The 17,807-nt window shown below is 72.9% G+C and carries 16 protein-coding genes; 13 read left to right on the top strand and 3 right to left on the bottom strand.

Translation table 11 applies throughout. The features are described 5' to 3' along the window. Nucleotides 1-113: 113 nt before the first annotated feature. A complete protein-coding gene (rocD, locus tag AC6CH6_RS17065; protein WP_498256027.1) occupies nucleotides 114-1,379 on the top strand; it encodes an ornithine--oxo-acid transaminase in 1,266 nt (421 codons plus the stop codon). A gap of 6 nt (nucleotides 1,380-1,385) precedes the next feature. On the opposite strand, the gene AC6CH6_RS17060 is transcribed toward rocD, so the two are convergent. Together AC6CH6_RS17060 and AC6CH6_RS17055 are read right to left on the bottom strand one after the other, a co-directional pair. After that, complete coding sequence (locus AC6CH6_RS17060; protein WP_368812248.1) at nucleotides 1,386-1,907, bottom strand: glutathione peroxidase; 522 nt, start codon at nucleotides 1,905-1,907, stop codon at nucleotides 1,386-1,388. A 166-nt stretch (nucleotides 1,908-2,073) separates the two neighbouring features. Continuing rightward, entirely contained in the window at nucleotides 2,074-2,796 is a 723-nt protein-coding gene (locus AC6CH6_RS17055; RefSeq protein WP_419967352.1) for a UTRA domain-containing protein, read from the bottom strand. Between the two features lie 148 nt (nucleotides 2,797-2,944). Between AC6CH6_RS17055 and AC6CH6_RS17050 the strand changes: the two genes are divergently transcribed. From AC6CH6_RS17050 to AC6CH6_RS16995, 12 genes are all read left to right on the top strand, one after another. Further along, the gene (locus tag AC6CH6_RS17050) at nucleotides 2,945-4,279 is read left to right on the top strand and encodes an ABC transporter substrate-binding protein (protein WP_498256026.1); all 1,335 of its coding nucleotides are present in this window, start codon (nucleotides 2,945-2,947) and stop codon (nucleotides 4,277-4,279) included. Between the two features lie 54 nt (nucleotides 4,280-4,333). After that, nucleotides 4,334-5,311, top strand: coding sequence for a carbohydrate ABC transporter permease (locus AC6CH6_RS17045; protein ID WP_498256025.1), 978 nt, complete (start codon nucleotides 4,334-4,336; stop codon nucleotides 5,309-5,311). Nucleotide 5,312: 1 nt separating this feature from the next. After that, nucleotides 5,313-6,167, top strand: coding sequence for a carbohydrate ABC transporter permease (locus AC6CH6_RS17040; RefSeq protein ID WP_035923527.1), 855 nt, complete (start codon nucleotides 5,313-5,315; stop codon nucleotides 6,165-6,167). 52 nt (nucleotides 6,168-6,219) lie between these two features. Continuing rightward, nucleotides 6,220-7,008 carry a glucosamine-6-phosphate deaminase gene (gene nagB, locus AC6CH6_RS17035; RefSeq protein ID WP_498256024.1) on the top strand — a complete coding sequence of 263 codons (789 nt, stop codon included), beginning with the start codon at nucleotides 6,220-6,222 and terminating at the stop codon, nucleotides 7,006-7,008. Next, the gene (locus tag AC6CH6_RS17030; RefSeq protein WP_498256023.1) at nucleotides 7,005-7,991 is read left to right on the top strand and encodes a family 43 glycosylhydrolase; all 987 of its coding nucleotides are present in this window, start codon (nucleotides 7,005-7,007) and stop codon (nucleotides 7,989-7,991) included. Before nagB ends, AC6CH6_RS17030 begins: the two co-directional genes overlap by 4 nt. Next, nucleotides 7,988-8,875: an endonuclease/exonuclease/phosphatase family protein gene (locus AC6CH6_RS17025; RefSeq protein ID WP_498256022.1), complete on the top strand. Its 888-nt coding sequence runs from the start codon at nucleotides 7,988-7,990 to the stop codon at nucleotides 8,873-8,875. Before AC6CH6_RS17030 ends, AC6CH6_RS17025 begins: the two co-directional genes overlap by 4 nt. Before the next feature lie 47 nt (nucleotides 8,876-8,922). Next, nucleotides 8,923-10,152, top strand: a complete 1,230-nt coding sequence (gene nagA, locus AC6CH6_RS17020; protein WP_498256021.1) for an N-acetylglucosamine-6-phosphate deacetylase — start codon at nucleotides 8,923-8,925, stop codon at nucleotides 10,150-10,152. A 127-nt stretch (nucleotides 10,153-10,279) separates the two neighbouring features. Then, complete coding sequence (locus tag AC6CH6_RS17015) at nucleotides 10,280-11,065, top strand: VOC family protein (RefSeq protein ID WP_095650207.1); 786 nt, start codon at nucleotides 10,280-10,282, stop codon at nucleotides 11,063-11,065. Between the two features lie 135 nt (nucleotides 11,066-11,200). Then, on the top strand, nucleotides 11,201-12,907 hold the full coding sequence (locus tag AC6CH6_RS17010) for a carbon starvation CstA family protein (RefSeq protein WP_498256020.1): 1,707 nt from the start codon (nucleotides 11,201-11,203) through the stop codon (nucleotides 12,905-12,907). 4 nt (nucleotides 12,908-12,911) lie between these two features. Continuing rightward, nucleotides 12,912-13,187 (top strand): cory-CC-star protein, encoded by a 276-nt coding sequence (locus AC6CH6_RS17005; RefSeq protein ID WP_052132674.1) that lies wholly within the window; start codon nucleotides 12,912-12,914, stop codon nucleotides 13,185-13,187. Beyond that, complete coding sequence (locus AC6CH6_RS17000) at nucleotides 13,178-14,203, top strand: ArsA family ATPase (RefSeq protein WP_498256019.1); 1,026 nt, start codon at nucleotides 13,178-13,180, stop codon at nucleotides 14,201-14,203. The genes AC6CH6_RS17005 and AC6CH6_RS17000 overlap by 10 nt, the downstream gene beginning before the upstream one ends. A gap of 13 nt (nucleotides 14,204-14,216) precedes the next feature. After that, nucleotides 14,217-15,779, top strand: a complete 1,563-nt coding sequence (locus tag AC6CH6_RS16995) for a molybdopterin-dependent oxidoreductase (protein ID WP_498256018.1) — start codon at nucleotides 14,217-14,219, stop codon at nucleotides 15,777-15,779. A 147-nt stretch (nucleotides 15,780-15,926) separates the two neighbouring features. On the opposite strand, the gene AC6CH6_RS16990 is transcribed toward AC6CH6_RS16995, so the two are convergent. Then, nucleotides 15,927-17,753, bottom strand: a complete 1,827-nt coding sequence (locus AC6CH6_RS16990; protein ID WP_498256017.1) for a glycoside hydrolase family 13 protein — start codon at nucleotides 17,751-17,753, stop codon at nucleotides 15,927-15,929. Nucleotides 17,754-17,807 lie beyond the last annotated feature (54 nt).

The raw sequence follows: 17,807 nt of genomic DNA, 5'->3' as shown, positions 1-17,807 counted from the left end.
ACGGGCCGCGCGGCGCGGGGCCGGGACTGTAATGCGGGCCCGGCGGCGTTGTACGTGATGGGCTGGACCGCACACGCTCCAGACAACACCAGCGAGGAACCGGGAGAAACCCCATGAACCACGCCCCGACGCAGTTCGTCGACCCCGCGGCCACCACCGGTCACGGCACGAGCACGCGGGAGCTCGTGGAGACCGCCGAGCGGTACACCGCGCGCACGTACTCCCCGCTGGACGTGGTGGCGGCCCGGGCCCGGGGCACCACCGTCACGGACGTGGAGGGCCGGGAGTACCTCGACTTCCTCGCCGGCTACTCGGCGCTGAACTTCGGCCACGGCCACCCGGCGGTCCTCGAGGCCGCCCGGACCCAGCTGGAGCGCGTGACGCTGACCAGCCGGGCCGTCCACAACGACCAGCTCGGCCCCTTCGCCCGGGACCTGTGCGAGCTGCTCGGCCAGGACATGATGCTGCCGATGAACACCGGCGCCGAGGCCGTGGAGTCGGCGATCAAGGTCGCCCGCAAGTGGGGCTACGAGCGCAAGGGGGTGGCCCCGGGCCGGGCGCAGATCGTGGTGGCGGCGGGGAACTTCCACGGCCGCACCACCACGGTCATCAGCTTCTCCGACGACGACGAGGCGCACCGCAACTACGGCCCCTACACGCCGGGCTTCGTGACCGTCCCGTTCGGGGACCTCGCCGCCCTCGAGGCGGCCGTCACCGAGGACACCGTCGCGGTGCTGCTGGAGCCCATCCAGGGCGAGGCCGGGGTGATCGTGCCGCCGCCGGGGTACCTGCAGGGCGTGCGCCGGTGCACGGCCGAGCGCGGCGTCCTGCTCGTCGCGGACGAGATCCAGTCCGGGCTGGGCCGCACCGGCCGGACGCTGGCGTGCGAGCACGAGGACGTGGAGGCGGACCTCTACCTGCTGGGCAAGGCCCTGGGCGGGGGAGTCCTGCCGGTGTCCGCGGTGGTGGGCCGGGCGGACGTGCTCTCGGTGCTGCGGCCCGGCCAGCACGGCAGCACGTTCGGCGGGAACCCGCTGGCCGGCGCCGTCGGCCGCGCCGTCGTCGCCCTCCTCGCCACCGGGGAGCCCCAGGAGCGGGCGCGGGTCATGGGGGAGAAGCTGCACGCCGGTCTGGCGGAGCTGGCGCCGCTGGGCCTGACCGAGGTGCGCGGGCGCGGGCTGTGGGCCGGGATCGACATCGATCCGCGGCTCGGCACCGGCCGGGAGTGCTGCGAGCGGCTGGTGGCCCACGGGATCCTCGCCAAGGACACCCACGGCTCCACCATCCGGCTGAGCCCGCCGCTGGTGATCACCGACCGGGAGCTGGAGCGGGGCCTGACCGCGCTCGCGGACGTGCTGCGGGAGATGGCCGGCCGCTGACCCGCCTCAGCCCGTCCCGGCGGACTCCGTCCCGGCGGGCGCCTCCCCGTGGGCCAGCGCCGACTCGATGCTGCCGGCGAGCTGCGCCGGCGAGGTCTTCGGGGCGAAGCGGCGGATCACCTGCCCGTCCCGGCCCACGAGGAACTTGGTGAAGTTCCACTTGATGGCGTCGCCCATGATCCCGCCCCGCTCCTCGCGCAGCCACGACCACAGGGGGTGGGCGCCGGGTCCGTTGACGTCGACCTTCTCGAACATCGGGAACGTGACGCCGTAGTTGCGGCTGCAGAAGTCGGCGATCTCCTCCTCGCTGCCCGGCTCCTGGTGCCCGAACTGGTTGCAGGGGAAGCCCAGGACCACGAGCCCGTCCTGCCGGAAGTCCCGCCACAGCTGCTCGAGGCCCTCGTACTGCGGCGTGAACCCGCACTCGCTCGCGGTGTTGACCACGAGCACCACCTTCCCGGCGTACTCGGACAGCGGCTGCTCGCGCCCGTCCAGGGTGGTGGCGGTGAAGTCGTGCAGCGTGGTCATGGGAGCCTCCGGAGCGGTCGGGGACGGCGGTCTGGTCCCATTCTGCCGCCCGGACCGCCCGCCCGGAGCACCCGCCCAGGACGCCGAGATTGCGGCTGACGGCTACGCAACCCCGCGCGGTGGCCGACAACCGCAATCTCGCGGGTCAGGGTTGCGGGCCCGCGGGTCAGTGCTGCGGACCCTTCATCCGGGCCAGGAAGCGGAACCGGTCCCCGCGGAACACCGAGCGGGTCCACTCCACGGGGGAGTCGTCCGCCGTGAACCCGAGCCGGTGGATCAGCAGCAGGGGAGCCCCCATCTCGATGCCCAGGAGCCGGACGTCGTCCGGGCCGGCGAGCCGGGTCTCCACGGTGTCCTCGGCCGCCACGATGTCGATGCCGTAGTCCTGGCGCAGCGCGGTGTACAGGGAGCCGGTCCGGTCCAGGTGCGCCGCCAGGCCGGGCAGCGCTCCGGCGAGCAGGGCGACCTCGTGGGCCAGCGGCTCGCCGTTGATGAGCCGGATCCGCTCCACCCGCGCGAGCTCGGCGCCGACGGGCACACGCAGCCGGGCCGCTGCGTCGTCGTCGGCGGCCGTGCGGCTCACGTCGAGGACCGTGGAGGAGCTCACCAGACCCTGGGCGTCGGCGTCGTCGCTGAACGAGGTGAGCTGGCGGACGTAGGTGAACCGCGGCGGGGCCACGAAGGTCCCCCGGCCCTGGGCCCGGCCCAGCACCCCTTCCGCCACGAGCTCGCCGATGGCCTGGCGGACCGTGGTCCGGGAGGTGGCGTACTGCTCGGCGAGCGCCCGTTCCGTGGGGATGAGCGTGCCGGGGGTCGCGTCCCGCACGAGCGCCCGGAGCTGTTCCTTGAGCAGGTAGTACTTGGGGACGGCCCGCGGCTCCGCGCTCATGGGGTCAGCATATCGACCGCACTGCCGGGGCCTGCGGGCCCCGGTTCCCGTCGTGTGAGCATTGACACAGAAATTGGTCTAGTCCAAGCTAGGGAAACGACAGCTGTGACGATCGCGAACACTGCGGCGGAAAGAAGGGGAACTGCTCATGAGTGCACGAACGAGGCGCCGGTCCCGGGCCGTGGTGCTGGGGACCGGCCTGTCGATGGCCATGGTGCTGGCCGCCTGCGGCGGCGGGGAGAGCGCGAGCGGCGGCGGGGAGGGCGACGGCGTGGTCGAGGTCTGGGCCCACAGCGGCCAGGCGGCCGAGGCCGAGGCGCTCGAGGCCCTCGTCGCCGAGTACAACGACTCGCAGGAGGACGTCAGCGTCGAGCTGACCCTCATCCCCGAGCCGGACTACACCAGCACCGTCCAGGCGACCGCCGCGGAGGACCTGCCCGACGTGATGGAGATGGACGCGCCGACGATGGCGTCCTTCGTCTACGACCGCAAGCTCGTGCCCCTCGACGACGTGGTGTCGCAGGAGACCCTCGAGAACCGGATCGAGGGCGTGCGGGAGAGCGGCACGTACCAGGACCAGACCTACGCCGTCGGCATGTTCGACGTCGGGCTCGGGCTGTGGGGCAACCAGCAGCTCCTCGACGCCGCGGGCGTGGACGCCCCGGCCACCGCCGACGAGGCGTGGACGGCGGAGGAGTTCGAGCAGAACCTGCAGAAGCTGGCGGAGGCCAGCCCGTCGGGCAACGCGATCGACCTGGGCGAGGCCAACGGCTTCGCCGCCGAGTGGGGCACCTTCACCACCTCCCCGGTCCTGTGGTCCAACGGCGGCACGCTCGTCCGGGACGGCGCGGCGGACGGTGTGCTCAACAGCGCCGAGAACGTGGAGGCCCTCGAGGAGTGGGCCTCGTGGAAGGAGCACACGGACCCGAACACCAGCGGCACCGCCTTCCCCGACGGGGACGTCGCCCTGACCTGGACGGGCAACTGGATGTACCCCACCTTCAGCGAAGCCCTCGGCGAGGACCTGGTCCTGATGCCCCTGCCCGACCTCGGCAACGGCACCAAGGCGGGCCACGGCTCCTGGCAGTGGGGCGTGACGCCGGCGGCCGGCGGCGACCAGGCCGCGGCCGGTGCCTTCCTCGACTTCCTGCACTCCGACGAGAGCATCGCCACGATGGTCGAGGCCAACGCGGCGGTGCCCGGCACCACGAGCGCCCTCGAGGGCAGCGAGCTCTACGGCGAGGGCGGCCCGCTGGAGCTGTTCGCGTCCAACCTGGCCTCGGCCTGCAGCTCGGAGGAGGTCACCCGGGAGTGCATCGCGGTGGCGCGGCCCATCACCCCGGGCTACCCCACGGTCACGAGCTCCTACGGCAGCGCCCTCGCGGCGATCTGGGGCGGGGCGGACCCGCAGGAGGAGCTCGACAGCGCGGCGCGGGCCATCGACGCCGACTTCGAGGACAACAACGGCTACCAGGACGAGTGACCGCCGCGGCGGGGCCGCCCAGCGGCCCCGCCGCGCACCTGCGAGGAGTGCACCATGACCACCACACCGGGCCTCGCGGCCCCCGCGTCCGCCCCGGCGGACGCGCCCGAGGCTCCACCGCCCCGCAGGGGGCTCCGGCGGGACGGACTCGCCGGGGTCCTCATGGCGGGTCCCGCCGTGCTGCTGCTCGTCCTGTTCGTCGCGGTCCCGTTCGTCGCGGCCATCGGCTTCTCCTTCCACAACGTCCGGCTCGGCGACCCGCGCGATCCCGTCTTCATGGGGCTGACCCAGTACGCCCGGATCTTCACCGACCCCGACGTGTCCAGCCGGTTCCTCAGCGCGCTGCTCCACAACCTCGTCTTCGCGGCCGTGGTGGTCCCGGTGCAGACCGCCCTCGCGCTCGCGCTGGCCCTGCTCGTGCAGAAGACCGTCCGGGGGATCGGGATCTTCCGGTCCGTCTTCTTCCTCCCCGTCGTCTTCCCCATCGCCCTGGTGGCCCTCATCTGGCGGCTGATCCTCGCCCGCGGCGACGACGGCCTCCTCAACTCCCTGCTCGGGTTCTTCTCGGGCGGCGCCTTCGGGGCCCAGGACTGGTTGGGCTCCGAGCTCACGGCGCTGGCCTCGGTCATCGTCCTGTCGATCTGGCAGGGCGTCGGCTTCCAGATGGTGATCCTGCTGGCGGCCCTGCAGCAGGTGCCCGCCGACCTCTACGAGGCCGCCCGCCTCGACCGGGCCGGTGCGTGGCAGCGCTTCGTGCACGTCACCCTGCCCGGGATCAACACCACCCTCGTCTTCGTGGCGCTCTACACGATGATCCTGTCGCTGCGCGTGTTCGACCAGATCTACGTGCTGGCCCGCTCCGGCGGGGGGCTCAACGAGGACGCCACCCGCACCGTGATGTACGAGGCGGTGACGTCCGCCTTCGACGAGAACAACATCGGGCGCGCGAGCGCCATCTCCGTGGTGTTCTTCGTGATCGTGGTGGTCCTGTCCCTCGTCCAGCGCCGCGCCACCCGCGAACGGGAGGACTGACATGACGCAGACCGGCTCCGCCGCCCGCCGCCGCAGGACGGACGTGCCCCGCTACGCGGTGCTCGTCGTCACGAGCCTCCTGTTCTTCGCCCCGGTCGCCTACATGGTGGCGGCCTCCCTGGCCCCCGCCTCCCGCACGCTCGCCGGCTTCGAGGTCTTCGACCCGCGCGAGTGGGGCCTGCACAACTACACCGGCGTGGCCTCGAGCCTGTCCTCGGACAGCACCGGCCACCTGTGGCGGTTCTTCTTCGTGTCCGTCACCGTCACGGTCTGCGTGGTGGGGCTCGGGCTGGTCGTGAACTCGATGGCGGCCTTCGCCCTGTCGCGGCTGACCTGGCGGGGCAGGAACCTGGTGCTCCTGGGCGTCCTGCTGCTGCTCATCGTCCCGTTCGAGGCCGTGGCCGTGCCCATGTTCTACCTCTACAACGACGCCCGGAACACCCTGTGGATCCAGATCGTCCCCTTCATCGGCAACGCCCTGTCGATCTTCCTCTTCTACTCGTTCTTCTCCGGCATCCCCCGCAGCATCGACGAGGCCGCCCGGATGGACGGCGCCGGGCCGCTGCGGGTGTTCTGGCAGATCATCGCGCCCATGAGCAAACCCGCGTACGCGTCGGTGGCGGTGCTGACCTTCCTGACCCAGTGGGGGGCGTTCCTGTGGCCGGTGCTGATGATCTCCGAGCCGAACCTGCGCCCCCTGCCCCTCCAGATCAGCGTCTTCGCGGGCCAGCTCCCTCCGGCGTGGGGCGAGGTCATGGCCTTCGGGGTGCTCCTGGTGGTGCCCGTGATCGTCGTGTTCCTCGTCTTCCAGCGCTGGTTCATCGAAGGCGTGGCGAGCTCCGCCGTCAAGGGCTGAGCCGGACCGCCCCGGCACCGCCCACCTCCACCCGTCGTCCGGAAGGACCCCCATGCAAGTGCTCGTCCTGCCCACGGCCGACGACGTCGACGCGCGCGCGGCGGACGTCGTCGCCGAGCAGGTCTCGCGCCGGCCGGACACCGTGCTGGGCGTGGCCACGGGCTCGTCCCCCCTGGGGGCCTACCGGGAGCTCGCCCGCCGCCAGGCCCACGGTCTGCTGGACCTCACGCGGCTCCGCTGCTTCGCCCTCGACGAGTACGTCGGGCTGCCCTCCGGACACCCGGCCGGCTACGCCGCCGTCCTGGAGCGCGAGCTCGCCCTGCCCTTCGGTCTGCCCCCTTCGCGGGTGCAGGTCCCGGACGGCTCCCGGGGGGACCTCGAAGCGGCCTGCCGCGACTACGAGGAGGCCGTGGCCCGCGCCGGCGGCATCGACCTCCAGATCCTGGGCATCGGCGCCAACGGCCACATCGGCTTCAACGAACCGGGGTCCTCGCTGTCCTCCCGCACCCGGGTCAAGGCACTGTCCGCGCGGACCCGTGCCGACAACGCCCGGTTCTTCGAGGCCCCCGACCACGTCCCCACTCACTGCGTGACCCAGGGGCTGGGCACGATCCTCGACGCCCGCCGGGTGCTGCTCGTCGCCCAGGGCGAGCGCAAGGCCGCCGCGGTGGCCGCAGCCGTGGAGGGGCCCGTGTCCGCGATGTGCCCGGCGTCCGTCCTGCAGTTCCACCGGGCGGTCACGGTCGTGGTGGACGAGGCGGCGGCGAGCCGGCTCGTCCTGACCGACTACTACCGGTTCGTGGCCGAGGCCGAGCACCGGCTGCCCCGGGAGGAGGGATGACGTTCCGCCTCGCGGACCACTGGGTCTGGGACAGCTGGCTGGCCGACGACGGACAGGACTACCACCTGTTCTTCCTGCGGGCCAGCCGCGCCCTGCGGGACCCCGACCGGCGTCACCGCCGGGCCTCGATCGGGCACGCCGTCTCGTCCGACCTGGAGAACTGGACCCTCCTGCCGGACGCCCTCGTGGCCGCCGACGAACCGTCGTGGGACGACATGGCGACCTGGACGGGCAGCACCGTCCAAGGCCACGACGGCCGCTGGCACCTCTTCTACACCGGTGTCAGCCGCGCCGAGGACGGGCTGCGGCAGCGCATCGGATCGGCCGTCTCGGACGACCTGATCAGCTGGGAGCGCACCGGTGCGGACCCGCTCGAGGCGGACCCCCGCTGGTACGAGAAGCTCGGGGAGGGCACCTGGCCGGACGAGGCGTGGCGGGACCCCTTCGTCTTCTACGACGACGACAGCCGGCAGTGGCAGATGCTCGTGACGGCACGGGCCGCCACGGGGGACCCGGACGCCCGCGGCGTGGTCGGCCACGCCGTGAGCGACGACCTGGAGCACTGGACGGTCCGCCCCCCGCTGACCGCGCCCGCCGGCTTCGGGGAGATGGAGGTCGTCCAGTCCCAGGTCGTGGACGGGACCGCAGTGCTCATCTTCTCCTGCCTCCCGCGGCTGGCGCCCGGCATCCCGTTCTCGGAGACGAGCACCGGGACCTGGATCGCTCCCGGCGCCGGCCGGCTCGGACCGTGGGAGCTCGAACGGAGCTCCAGCTTCTTCGTGCGCGGCGTCTACGCCGCCCAGCTGGTCCGCAGACGCGACGGCCAGTGGGTCGTCTTCGGCTTCCAGAACGGGGTGGACGGCGGCTTCGTCGGCGAGATCGCGAGCCCGGTGCCCCTGGCGGACCTGCTGACGGAGGGCCAGCTCTTCCCCGTCCACGAACGACCACCCATCCCCACCCCCTGCACAAGGAGCACCTCATGATGAAGAAGCTGATGGCCGTGGGATCCGCGGCCGCCCTGCTCGTGACCGCCGGCGCGCTCGGCGCGTCCCCCGCCGCGGCGGCCCCGGGCCACGGCCCGGACCGCAGCACCGACCTCCGCGTCATGTCCTTCAACATCCACCACGGCGCGGACGGGGACGACGTGCTGGACCTCGAGCGCACCGCCGCCGTGATCGAGGCGTCGGGCGCGGAGGTGATCGGGCTGCAGGAGGTCGACGACGCCTGGTCCTCGCGCAGCGACTTCGAGGACCAGGCGGCCCGCCTCGCGGAGCTCCTGGACATGCACTACGTCTACGGCGCGAACCTGGACGCAGCACCCGTCGAGGGGCGGACCGAGAACAGCCGGTACGGCAACGCGATCCTCAGCGAGCACCCGATCATCGACTCCGAGAACCACCTGCTGACCAGCATCGAGTACGCGGAGCAGCCCACCGAGCAGCGCGGGCTGCTGGAGGCGGTGATCAACGTGAAGGGTCACCACGTCGGGTTCTACAGCACCCACCTCGACCACCAGCGCGCCGAGCAGCGGGAGGTGCAGGCCCGGGAGATCCTGCAGATCACCGGCGAGAGCTCGCGTCCGGCGGTGGTCGTCGGGGACCTCAACGCCGAACCCGACGCCCCGGAGCTGCAGGGCTTGTTCAAGGTGTTCACGGACGTCTTCGCGGCCCTGGGCCAGGACGACGCCTACACCTTCGCCCCCGACGGCGCTCCGGTCGAGGACGCCGGCCTGCGGATCGACTACGTCCTCGTGTCCGAGGACGTGCGGCCGCGGGCCGCGCACGTGGTGCGCACCTCCGCGTCGGACCACCTGCCGATCGTCGCCGACCTCGCGATCCCGCGGTCCCCGAACGGGCTGGTCCGGTAGCCCCCTGCCGGTTCGACGTCCCGCACCACCGGAAGGAGGAGAGGCCCTTGGTCACCGAGGACTCCCCGCGCAGGACGGTCCTCTCGGGCCGCGTGCACACGGGGCACACCGAGCACCCGGACGGTCTCGTGGTCGTCGAGGGCGATCGCGTCGTCCACGCCGGGCCGCGGTCCGGCCACCCCGGAGGCGACCCGGGAGAGCACCACGTCGTGGGCCCCGGACAGATGGTGCTGCCGGGGCTCGTGGACGTGCACTGCCACGGTGGTTTCGGCGCGGACTTCTCCTCCTCGGCGGAGGAGGAGATCCGCGCCACCCTCGAGCACGTCCACCGCCAGGGCACCACGACGCTCGTGGCCAGCCTGGTCACGGCCTCACGGGAGGACCTGCTGGGCGCCGTGCCGCTGCTGGCGGCGCTCACCGGGGAGGGGCTGATCGCCGGGATCCACCTCGAGGGCCCGTTCCTGTCCACGGCCCGCTGCGGGGCGCAGGACCCCGCGTGGATGCTGGAACCGGACCTCGGGCTGGCCGCCGACCTCGTCGCCGCCGCGGCGGGGGCGCTCCGGACGATGACCTTCGCCCCGGAGCTGCCCGGCTCCCGGGGCCTGGCCGAGCTGCTCGTCGCCCACGGCGTGGTCCCCTCCCTCGGGCACACCGACGCGGACACCGCCACCGTCGACGACGCGCTGCGCCACCTGCAGGAGCTGCTCCGCGACGCCCCCGGGGGCGGCCCGCCCCGCTCGCCCACGGTGACGCACCTGTTCAACGCCATGCCCGCCATCCACCACCGGTCGCCCGGACCGGTGCCGGCCTGCCTGCGCGCCGCCGCGCAGGGCCGGGCCGTCGTCGAGCTCATCGCGGACGGCACCCACCTGGACCCCAGCATCGTGCGGTGGGCGTTCGAGCTGGCCGGCGCGGACAGCATCGCGCTGGTCACCGACGGGATGGCCGCGACCGGGCTGACGGACGGCACCTACACGCTCGGCGCGGCGGAGGTGCGGGTGCAGGACGGGGTGGCCTCCCTGGTCTCCAACGGCTCGATCGCGGGAGGCACGGCCACGATGCTGGAGGTCCTGCGCCGGACGGTCGCGGCGGGTGTCCCCCTCGGGGACGCGCTGCGCTCGGCCACCGTGGTCCCGGCCCGCGTCCTGGGCCTGACCGGGGAGGCCGGGAGCCTGGCGGCGGGTGCGCTCGCGGACCTCCTGGTCGTGGGGGAGGACCTCCGGCTGGAGGCCGTCATGCGCCGGGGCGAGTGGATCTCCGGGACCCCGCCCCACTGACCCTGCCCCGGCTGCGACCTCGCGGGCCAGGGGCGGGGCGCGGGCGCAGGTGGGTAACGATCCCCCGGGCGGCTCCTGTGGGCCGCGGGGGCGCGGCGTACCCTGGCCGTGTCGGAAGGAACCCGTCATGACACAGCGCAACGAAGCGTGGCCCGCCGGAACCCCCTGCTGGGCCGATCTGACCGCGTCCGATCCCGGCCGCACACAGGACTTCTACCGTGCGGTGCTCGGCTGGGAGTACGACGAGCCGCGGCCGGAGCACGGCGGGTACCGCAACGCCCTGGTCGGCGGGAGACCCGTGGCCGGGCTCTCCCCGGCCGCCCCGGACCTGACGGGCGTCCCGCACGTGTGGCAGGTCTACCTCGCCTCGGACCGGATCGACCTCTGCGCCGAGCGGGTCCTCGCCGCCGGCGGCACCCAGCTGATGGAGCCGGTGGAGGTGGGCGGGGCCGGCCGGATGGGCGTCTGGCAGGATCCCACCGGGGCGTCCTTCGGGATGTGGCAGGCCGGGGAGCACATCGGCTTCGCCGTGCTCGACGTGCCCGGCAGCGTCGCCTGGTGCGACCTCATGACCCCCGACCACCACACCGCCCGCGACTTCTACGCCCACGTCTTCGGCTACCACTACGAGGACATCGGCGAGGACGGCGTCGCCTACGCCACGTTCACGGTGCCGCACGGGGACCGCCCGGCCGGCGGCATCGGCGGGACCGACCCCGCGGCGGAGAACGCTCCCGCGGTCTGGTCGGTCTGCTTCCAGGTCGACGACGTCGACGCGGCCGTCCAGCGGGTGCGCGACGCCGGCGGAGCCGTCATGGAGGACCCCTTCGACTTCGCCTACGGGAGACTGGCGGTCGTGGCCGGCCCGGACCGGGAGTCCTTCGCGATCATGACCCCGGGGGAGCCGATGTAGGTCGTCGGCGCGCTCCGCTCCGCCCCCCTGCGGGGCCGTGGCGGAGCGTGCGCGAGCGGTCCGTGATCCCGGTCACCCGGCGGTAGCATGGTGACCCAGCGGACATCCACCCACCTCCCCAGAGATCGGAGCGACATGAACTCCATCGTCCTCGCCGTGGTCGGTGTGGCCATGATGATCGTCGGGTACCTCCTGTACTCGAAGTTCGTGGCCCGCCGGATCTACCAGCTCCAGGACTCCTTCGTCACCCCCGCCCACGAGCTCAGTGACGGCGTGGACTACGTGCCCACGAACAAGTACGTGCTGTGGGGCCACCACTTCACCTCCGTGGCCGGTGCGGCGCCCATCGTGGGCCCCGCGATCGCCGTCATCTGGGGCTGGGTGCCCGCCTTCCTCTGGGTGACCCTCGGCACCGTCTTCTTCGCCGGCGTGCACGACCTCGGCGCCCTGTGGGCGTCCAACCGGCACCGCGGCAAGTCCATCGGCTCGCTGTCCGGGCAGTACATCGGCCACCGCGGCCGCAACCTGTTCCTGGTCGTGATCTTCCTCGTGCTGCTCATGGTCAACGCCGCCTTCGCCGTGGTGATCTCCAACCTGCTGGTCGGCACCCCCACCTCGGTCATCCCCACGTGGGGCGCCATCGTGGTCGCGCTGCTCATCGGCCAGGCGGTCTACCGCTACAAGTGGAACCTCGCCGTCGTGTCCGTGGTCGGCGTCGTGGCCCTGTACTCCCTGATCCTGGTCGGCGACCGCTTCCCGGTGGTCCTGCCGGAGACGGTCCTGGGCCTGCCGGCCAACGCGTTCTGGATCGTGGTGCTCTTCGTCTACGCGGGCATCGCGTCCGTGCTGCCCGTGTGGATGCTGTTGCAGCCGCGCGACTACATCAACGGCCTCCAGCTGTTCATCGCCCTGGGCATCCTCTACGGCGCCGTCCTGATCTCCGCCCCGACCGTGGTGGCGCCCGCGTTCAACACCTCCGTGCCCGAGGGCACGCCCAGCATCGTGCCGCTGCTGTTCGTGACCATCGCCTGCGGAGCGATCTCCGGGTTCCACGGGATCGTGGCCTCGGGCACGTCCTCCAAGCAGCTGGACAAGGAGCCGGACGCCCGCTTCGTCGGCTACTTCGGCGCCGTGGGCGAGGGCCTGCTGGCACTGGGTGCGATCATCGCGACCACCGCCGGGTTCCGTACCCTCGCCGACTGGGAGGCCGTCTACAGCGCGTTCGGCCAGGGCGGCGTGGCCGCGTTCGTCCAGGGCGGTGCCTCGGTCGTCAACTCCGGGCTGGGCATCCCGCCGTCGCTGAGCGCGACCATCCTCGCCACGATGGCCGTCCTCTTCGCGGCCACCACGATGGACACCGGCATCCGCCTGCAGCGCTTCGTGGTGCAGGAGGCCGGGCACATCATGGGCGTCAGCATCGGCAAGGTGGTCTCCACCCTCATCGTCCTCGCGGTGGCCATGGGGCTGACCTTCAGCGCCGGCGCGGACGGCTCCGGCGGCATGCTGATCTGGCCGCTGTTCGGCACCACCAACCAGCTGCTGGCCGGCCTGACGCTGTCGATGATCGCGGTGATCCTGCTGCGCAAGGGCCGCCCGGTCCTGCCCGTGCTGGTGCCGCTGGTGTTCCTGCTGGTGATGTCCGTCTACGCGCTGATCGTGCAGCTGGGGCAGTTCTGGGCCGCCGAGAACTGGTTCCTGCTCGTGCTCGACGTGATCATCCTGATCGCGGCCCTGTGGGTCATCGTCGAGTCCGTGACCGCCATGAACGCGGCCCGGAAGAGCCCGCCCGAGCTGGACGAGGAGACCGTCAGCACCTCGCCCGGGGAGAACCGCTCCCTGTGAGCCGGTGAGGGCCCTCGACCGGCTGCGCTCCGTGCAGGCCCGCCTCGGTGCGGGCCTGCACGAGTTCTACGTGGCGCCCTACCGGCGCACCTTCGCCCGCGCCCAGCGCGACGAGGAGGACCTGTTCATGATGCTGGTCCTCTCCGAGGCCCTGGGCGTGCCCAACCCCGCCAGCTACTACACCGTGGAGCTGCTGCCCGTGGTCTACGACCGGTTCCACGACTGGCACCGGCGGATGGGCATGGAGCGCTCGCCCCTGGAGCACATCTCATGCTGCTAGAGCTCGCCGCCGCCCGCCGGGTCCTGTTCGTGGGCGGCAAGGGCGGCGTCGGCAAGACCGCCGTCGCCTCCGCCACCGCCCTCGCCCAGGCCCGCGCCGGCCGCCGGGTGCTCGTCGTCTCGACCGACCCCGCCCACAACCTCGGGCACCTGTGGGAGCTCCCGGTGGGGGACCGGATCACCCCGCTGGCCCGCGACCTCGGCGGCGGCGCCCTCGACGGCATCGAGGTGGACCCGGTCGCCACGACCGACGCCCACCTCGCCGCCGTGGGCGCCACCATCCGCCGGCTGATGCCCGAGCACCTCGCCGCCGAGGTCGACAAGCACATGGAGCTCGCCCGGGACTCGCCCGGCACCCACGAGTCGGCGGTGCTCGAGCGGATCGCGGAGCTCGTGGACACGGGCCTGGACGACTACGACCTCATCGTCTTCGACACCGCACCCTCCGGGCACACCGCCCGGCTCATGGCCCTGCCCGAGATCATGTCCGCCTGGACCGAGGGGCTGCTGCGGCGCCGCGGGAGGGCGGAGAAGTTCGGGGCCGCCCTGCGCGGTCTCGAGGACCGGGACGCCGCGGGCGAGAGCATCGTGGGCACCGGCCGGCCCCGGGACCCCCGCGAGGAGCGGGACCTCGAGATCCGGCGGATCCTGCTGCGCCGCCGCGAGCGCTTCGAGGCGCTGCGCGAGGTGCTGGTGGACGCCGAACGCTGCAGCTTCGTCATCGTCCTCGCGGCCGAGCGGCTGCCCGTCCTCGAGACCGTGGAGCTGCACGAGCAGCTGGTCCGCGCCGGCGTGCACGTGGGGGCCCTCGTGCTCAACAAGCGCTCCCCGGCGGACGCCGGGGACTTCCTCGCCGAGCGCCGCGCGCTGGAAGAGGTGCACGTCGCCACCCTGCGCGGCGCCCTCCCGGGCGTCCCGCTGCTGCAGGTCCCCCTGCTGCCGGGGGACGTCGTGGGCCAGGAGGCGCTCGAGCGGTTCGGGGACGCGCTCGCCCAGGCTGATCTCAGGGCCACGTGACACGCTGACGCGCATGACCTCCACCGCGGACCGTCCGGACACCGGGCGACGACGACGGGCCCCCGCCGACCTCGGCCCCTGGATCCTCGCGGGCGTCGCCGCGACCGCTCTCGCCGTGGGCCTGGCCGAGCTGCTCGCCTGGGTGACCGGGCCGGTCGGCGCGCCCCTCACGGCGGTGGGCGGGGTGATCGTGGACGCGGTCCCGGCGCCGGTCAAGGACGCGGCGATCGCCCTGTTCGGCACCGCGGACAAACTCGTGCTGCTGCTCGTCATGGCCGCCGGACTCGTGGCGGTCGGCACGGGCATCGGGGCGGCCCAGCGCGCCAACCCGCCGATGGGCACGGTGCTGCTCGGCGTGCTGGGGCTCCTCGGGCTGCTGGCCGTGCTGACGCGGGCGGGGCCGACCGTGGCGGACACGGTCCCCGTCGTCGTCGGCACGGGGGCAGGGGCGCTCTTCCTGACGGTGCTCACCCGCCGCACCGCTCCGTCCGCACAGCCCGGCGCCGCCCTCGACCGCCGCGGCTTCGTCCGGGTCTCCGCGGCCGCCGCCGTGCTGGGCGCCGCCGCCGGTGTCGCGGGACGCTGGGCGTCCGCGGCCGCGGCCCGGGCCCCCGCCGCCCGGGACCTCCTGCGGATTCCCGCCCCGGCCGTGCGGGACCCGGTCCCCGCCGGGGCCGACCTCGGCGTGGCGGACGTGGAGCCCTGGCTCACGCCCGCCGACGACTTCTACCGCATCGACACGGCCCTGTCCGTGCCGCGCATCGACGTGGACGCGTGGGAGCTGCGCCTCCACGGCATGGTGGAGCGCGAGCTGACGCTGCGCTTCGACGACCTCACGGCCCGGCCGCTCCTCGAGCGGATCGTGACGCTGGCGTGCGTGTCCAACCCCGTGGGCGGCGACCTCGTGGGCAACGCGGTGTGGACCGGCGTGCCGATCCGGGACCTGCTCGCCGAGGCCGGGCCCTCCGCCGAGGCGGACATGGTGCTCTCGACCTCCGAGGACGGGTTCACGGCGAGCACTCCGCTCGAGGCCCTGACCGACCCCGGCCGGGACGCCCTGCTCGCGGTGACCATGAACGGGGAGCCGCTGCCGTTCGAGCACGGGTACCCCGTGCGGATGGTCGTGCCGGGACTCTACGGCTACGTCTCGGCGACCAAGTGGGTCGTGGACCTCGAGGTCACCCGCTTCGACCGGGCGGAGGCGTACTGGACCTCGCGCGGCTGGACGGCCCGGGGGCCGATCAAGATGTCCTCCCGCATCGAGGTGCCGGCCGAGGGCGGGCGCACGGAGGCCGGGCCCGCGGTCCTCGCCGGCACGGCCTGGGCCCAGCACACCGGGATCGCCGCCGTGCAGGTCAGCGTGGACGAGGGGCCGTGGCAGGACGCCGAGCTGGGCTCCGTGGGCACGGACGACACCTGGCGGCAGTGGGTCCTGCGCACCGACCTCCCGGCCGGCCGGCACACCGCGCGCGTGCGGGCCGTGGACCGGGACGGGACCGTCCAGACCGCCGAGCAGGCCCCGCCCGCCCCGGACGGCGCCTCCGGGCGGCACGAGCGAACCTTCACCGTGGCCTGATCCGTGGCCTGATCCGTGGCCTGATCCGTGGCGTGCTGCCGCGGTGCTGCGCCTCTGCGGGCCGATGAGTCCGCCCGTTCGAAGCCGCTGGGGCGCCCCGCGCCGGAGGCACGTCTCGCCACCGGCACGGGCCGGGGATCGTGGGGTTCAGTCGAGCGGGGTGCAGCGCCACACGGAGAACGCCGGTCCAGCGCCGGGCAGGGTGATCATGGCATCGGTGTCCGCGTGCAGGTCCGGGGTGCCGGCGAGGCCGGTGAGGTGGGTGCCGACGGTCCGTGCGGGCAACCGGACAGGGGTGTGGCCGGCGCGTGCGGCGTGGACGAGCACGGTCTCACCGGGGGACTCCCGCAGGAAGGTGAAGGCGTCCTCCCCGACGGTGAGCCATCGCAGCCCACCGTGGCGGAGGGCCACGGACCGGTGGCGTGCGCCGAGAAGAGCTCGTGTGGTGGCGAGCCGCTCGTGGTCCCATCCGCTGGTGTCGCCCCAGGGGAAGGGGCGGCGACCGTCCTCGCCGTTCACGCCCTCCTGGCCGATCTCGTCCCCTGCCCAGAGCATGGGGATGCCGGGCATGGTGGCCAGCAGGCCGAACGCCACGGTCACCAGCCGCCGGTCGCCGAGCATGGTGCTGATCCGCATGGTGTCGTGGGAGCCGACCAGGTTGAGGGCGTGTGCGGTGGCCCGCCACGGGGCGGCAGCCGCGAAATCCCGCATCGAGCCGACCACGTCCGCTCCCGGAAGTCGCGGAACGGCCGTGAAAGGTCCCGGCTCGAACGGCACGGGGGAGGCCGGCTTCAACCACTGCCACACGGGGCGGGTGAATCCGGCGTAGTTCATGACGCTGTGCCAGCCATCGACCTGCAGGTCCTGGGATGCGTCATGGCTGTGCTCGGCCAGCAGCAGGGACCCCGGATCGGCCTCGGCCATCGTCCTGCGCAGCGTGGTCGAGACCGTGTGGTTGAGGTCGGTGGCACCGTGTCGTCCCGTCATGTTGGCGACGTCGATGCGCCATCCGTCCAGGGCGTGCGGTCCCAGCCAGCGGGCCACCACGGAGTCCGGACCCTCGTAGAGGCGTCGCCGCAGTTCGGGGTTGCTGTGGTCGAACTTGGGAAGCGACGCGTGCCCGAACCAGCACACGTACTCGTCGGGATGTTCGGTGAAGAGGAAGAAACCGGCTTCCGGGCTGCGCGGGTCCTCGATGGCGGTTCTGAACCATTCGTGGGCGTCGCCGCAGTGGTTCGTCGTGAGGTCCCCGAGCAGATGCATGCCCCGGGCATGCACGGCGTCCGACAGGCGGCTCAGGGCGGCGTCCCCGCCGAGCAGCGGATCGACGTGGTCGAAGCTGGACGCGTCATAGCGGTGGTTGGACCGCGCGGGGAACGTGGGAGTGAGATAGATCGTGTTCGCACCGAGGGAGGCGATGTGGTCCAGATGGGCGACGATCCCGTCGAGGTCCCCGCCGTAGTACTGGTAGGGCGTCTCCGGCCCGCGGCCGATGACCTCGCTGTCCCACTCCTCGGCGATCGCCCACTCGGGAGCCGGCCGGTCCGTGGACTTCGCGAACCGGTCGGGAAAGATCTGGTACAGGACCGCGTCACCGGCCCACCCGGGGGGCGGGGCGTGCGTGGTGATGCGGAAGTCGGAAGCATCGGTGACATCACGGGTGTGCAGACCCGTTCCGTTGAGCCACTGGTAGGCGTCAGGGCCCCCGTCGAGCAGCCAGCGGTAGTTCACCACCGGGTTCTCCACCCGGACGTCGGCCCGCAACCAGAACTCGTGGTCGTCCTGGCGGTCCGTTCTCGTCCCGATCAGGGCCTGTTCCCCGTCGATGCACACCCGCAGCAGGGCCTGGGTGACTCCGCTGGCCCGGGGGACCCGCAGGAACATCGCGACGGTCTCGCCCAGCTCCGGAAAGGGGTTCGACACGTACATCGCCGACCCGTCGTGGTGGGGCTGGTCCCAGAGCCGGCTCGTCATGGCTCTTCCGCAGTCGGTCCTCGTCCTGGTGGTCGGCCGTCCGGTGGTCATCCG

The organism is Kocuria sp. GQ42 (genome assembly GCF_059758435.1).
This window is presented reverse-complemented; position numbering and strand designations above follow the sequence as displayed.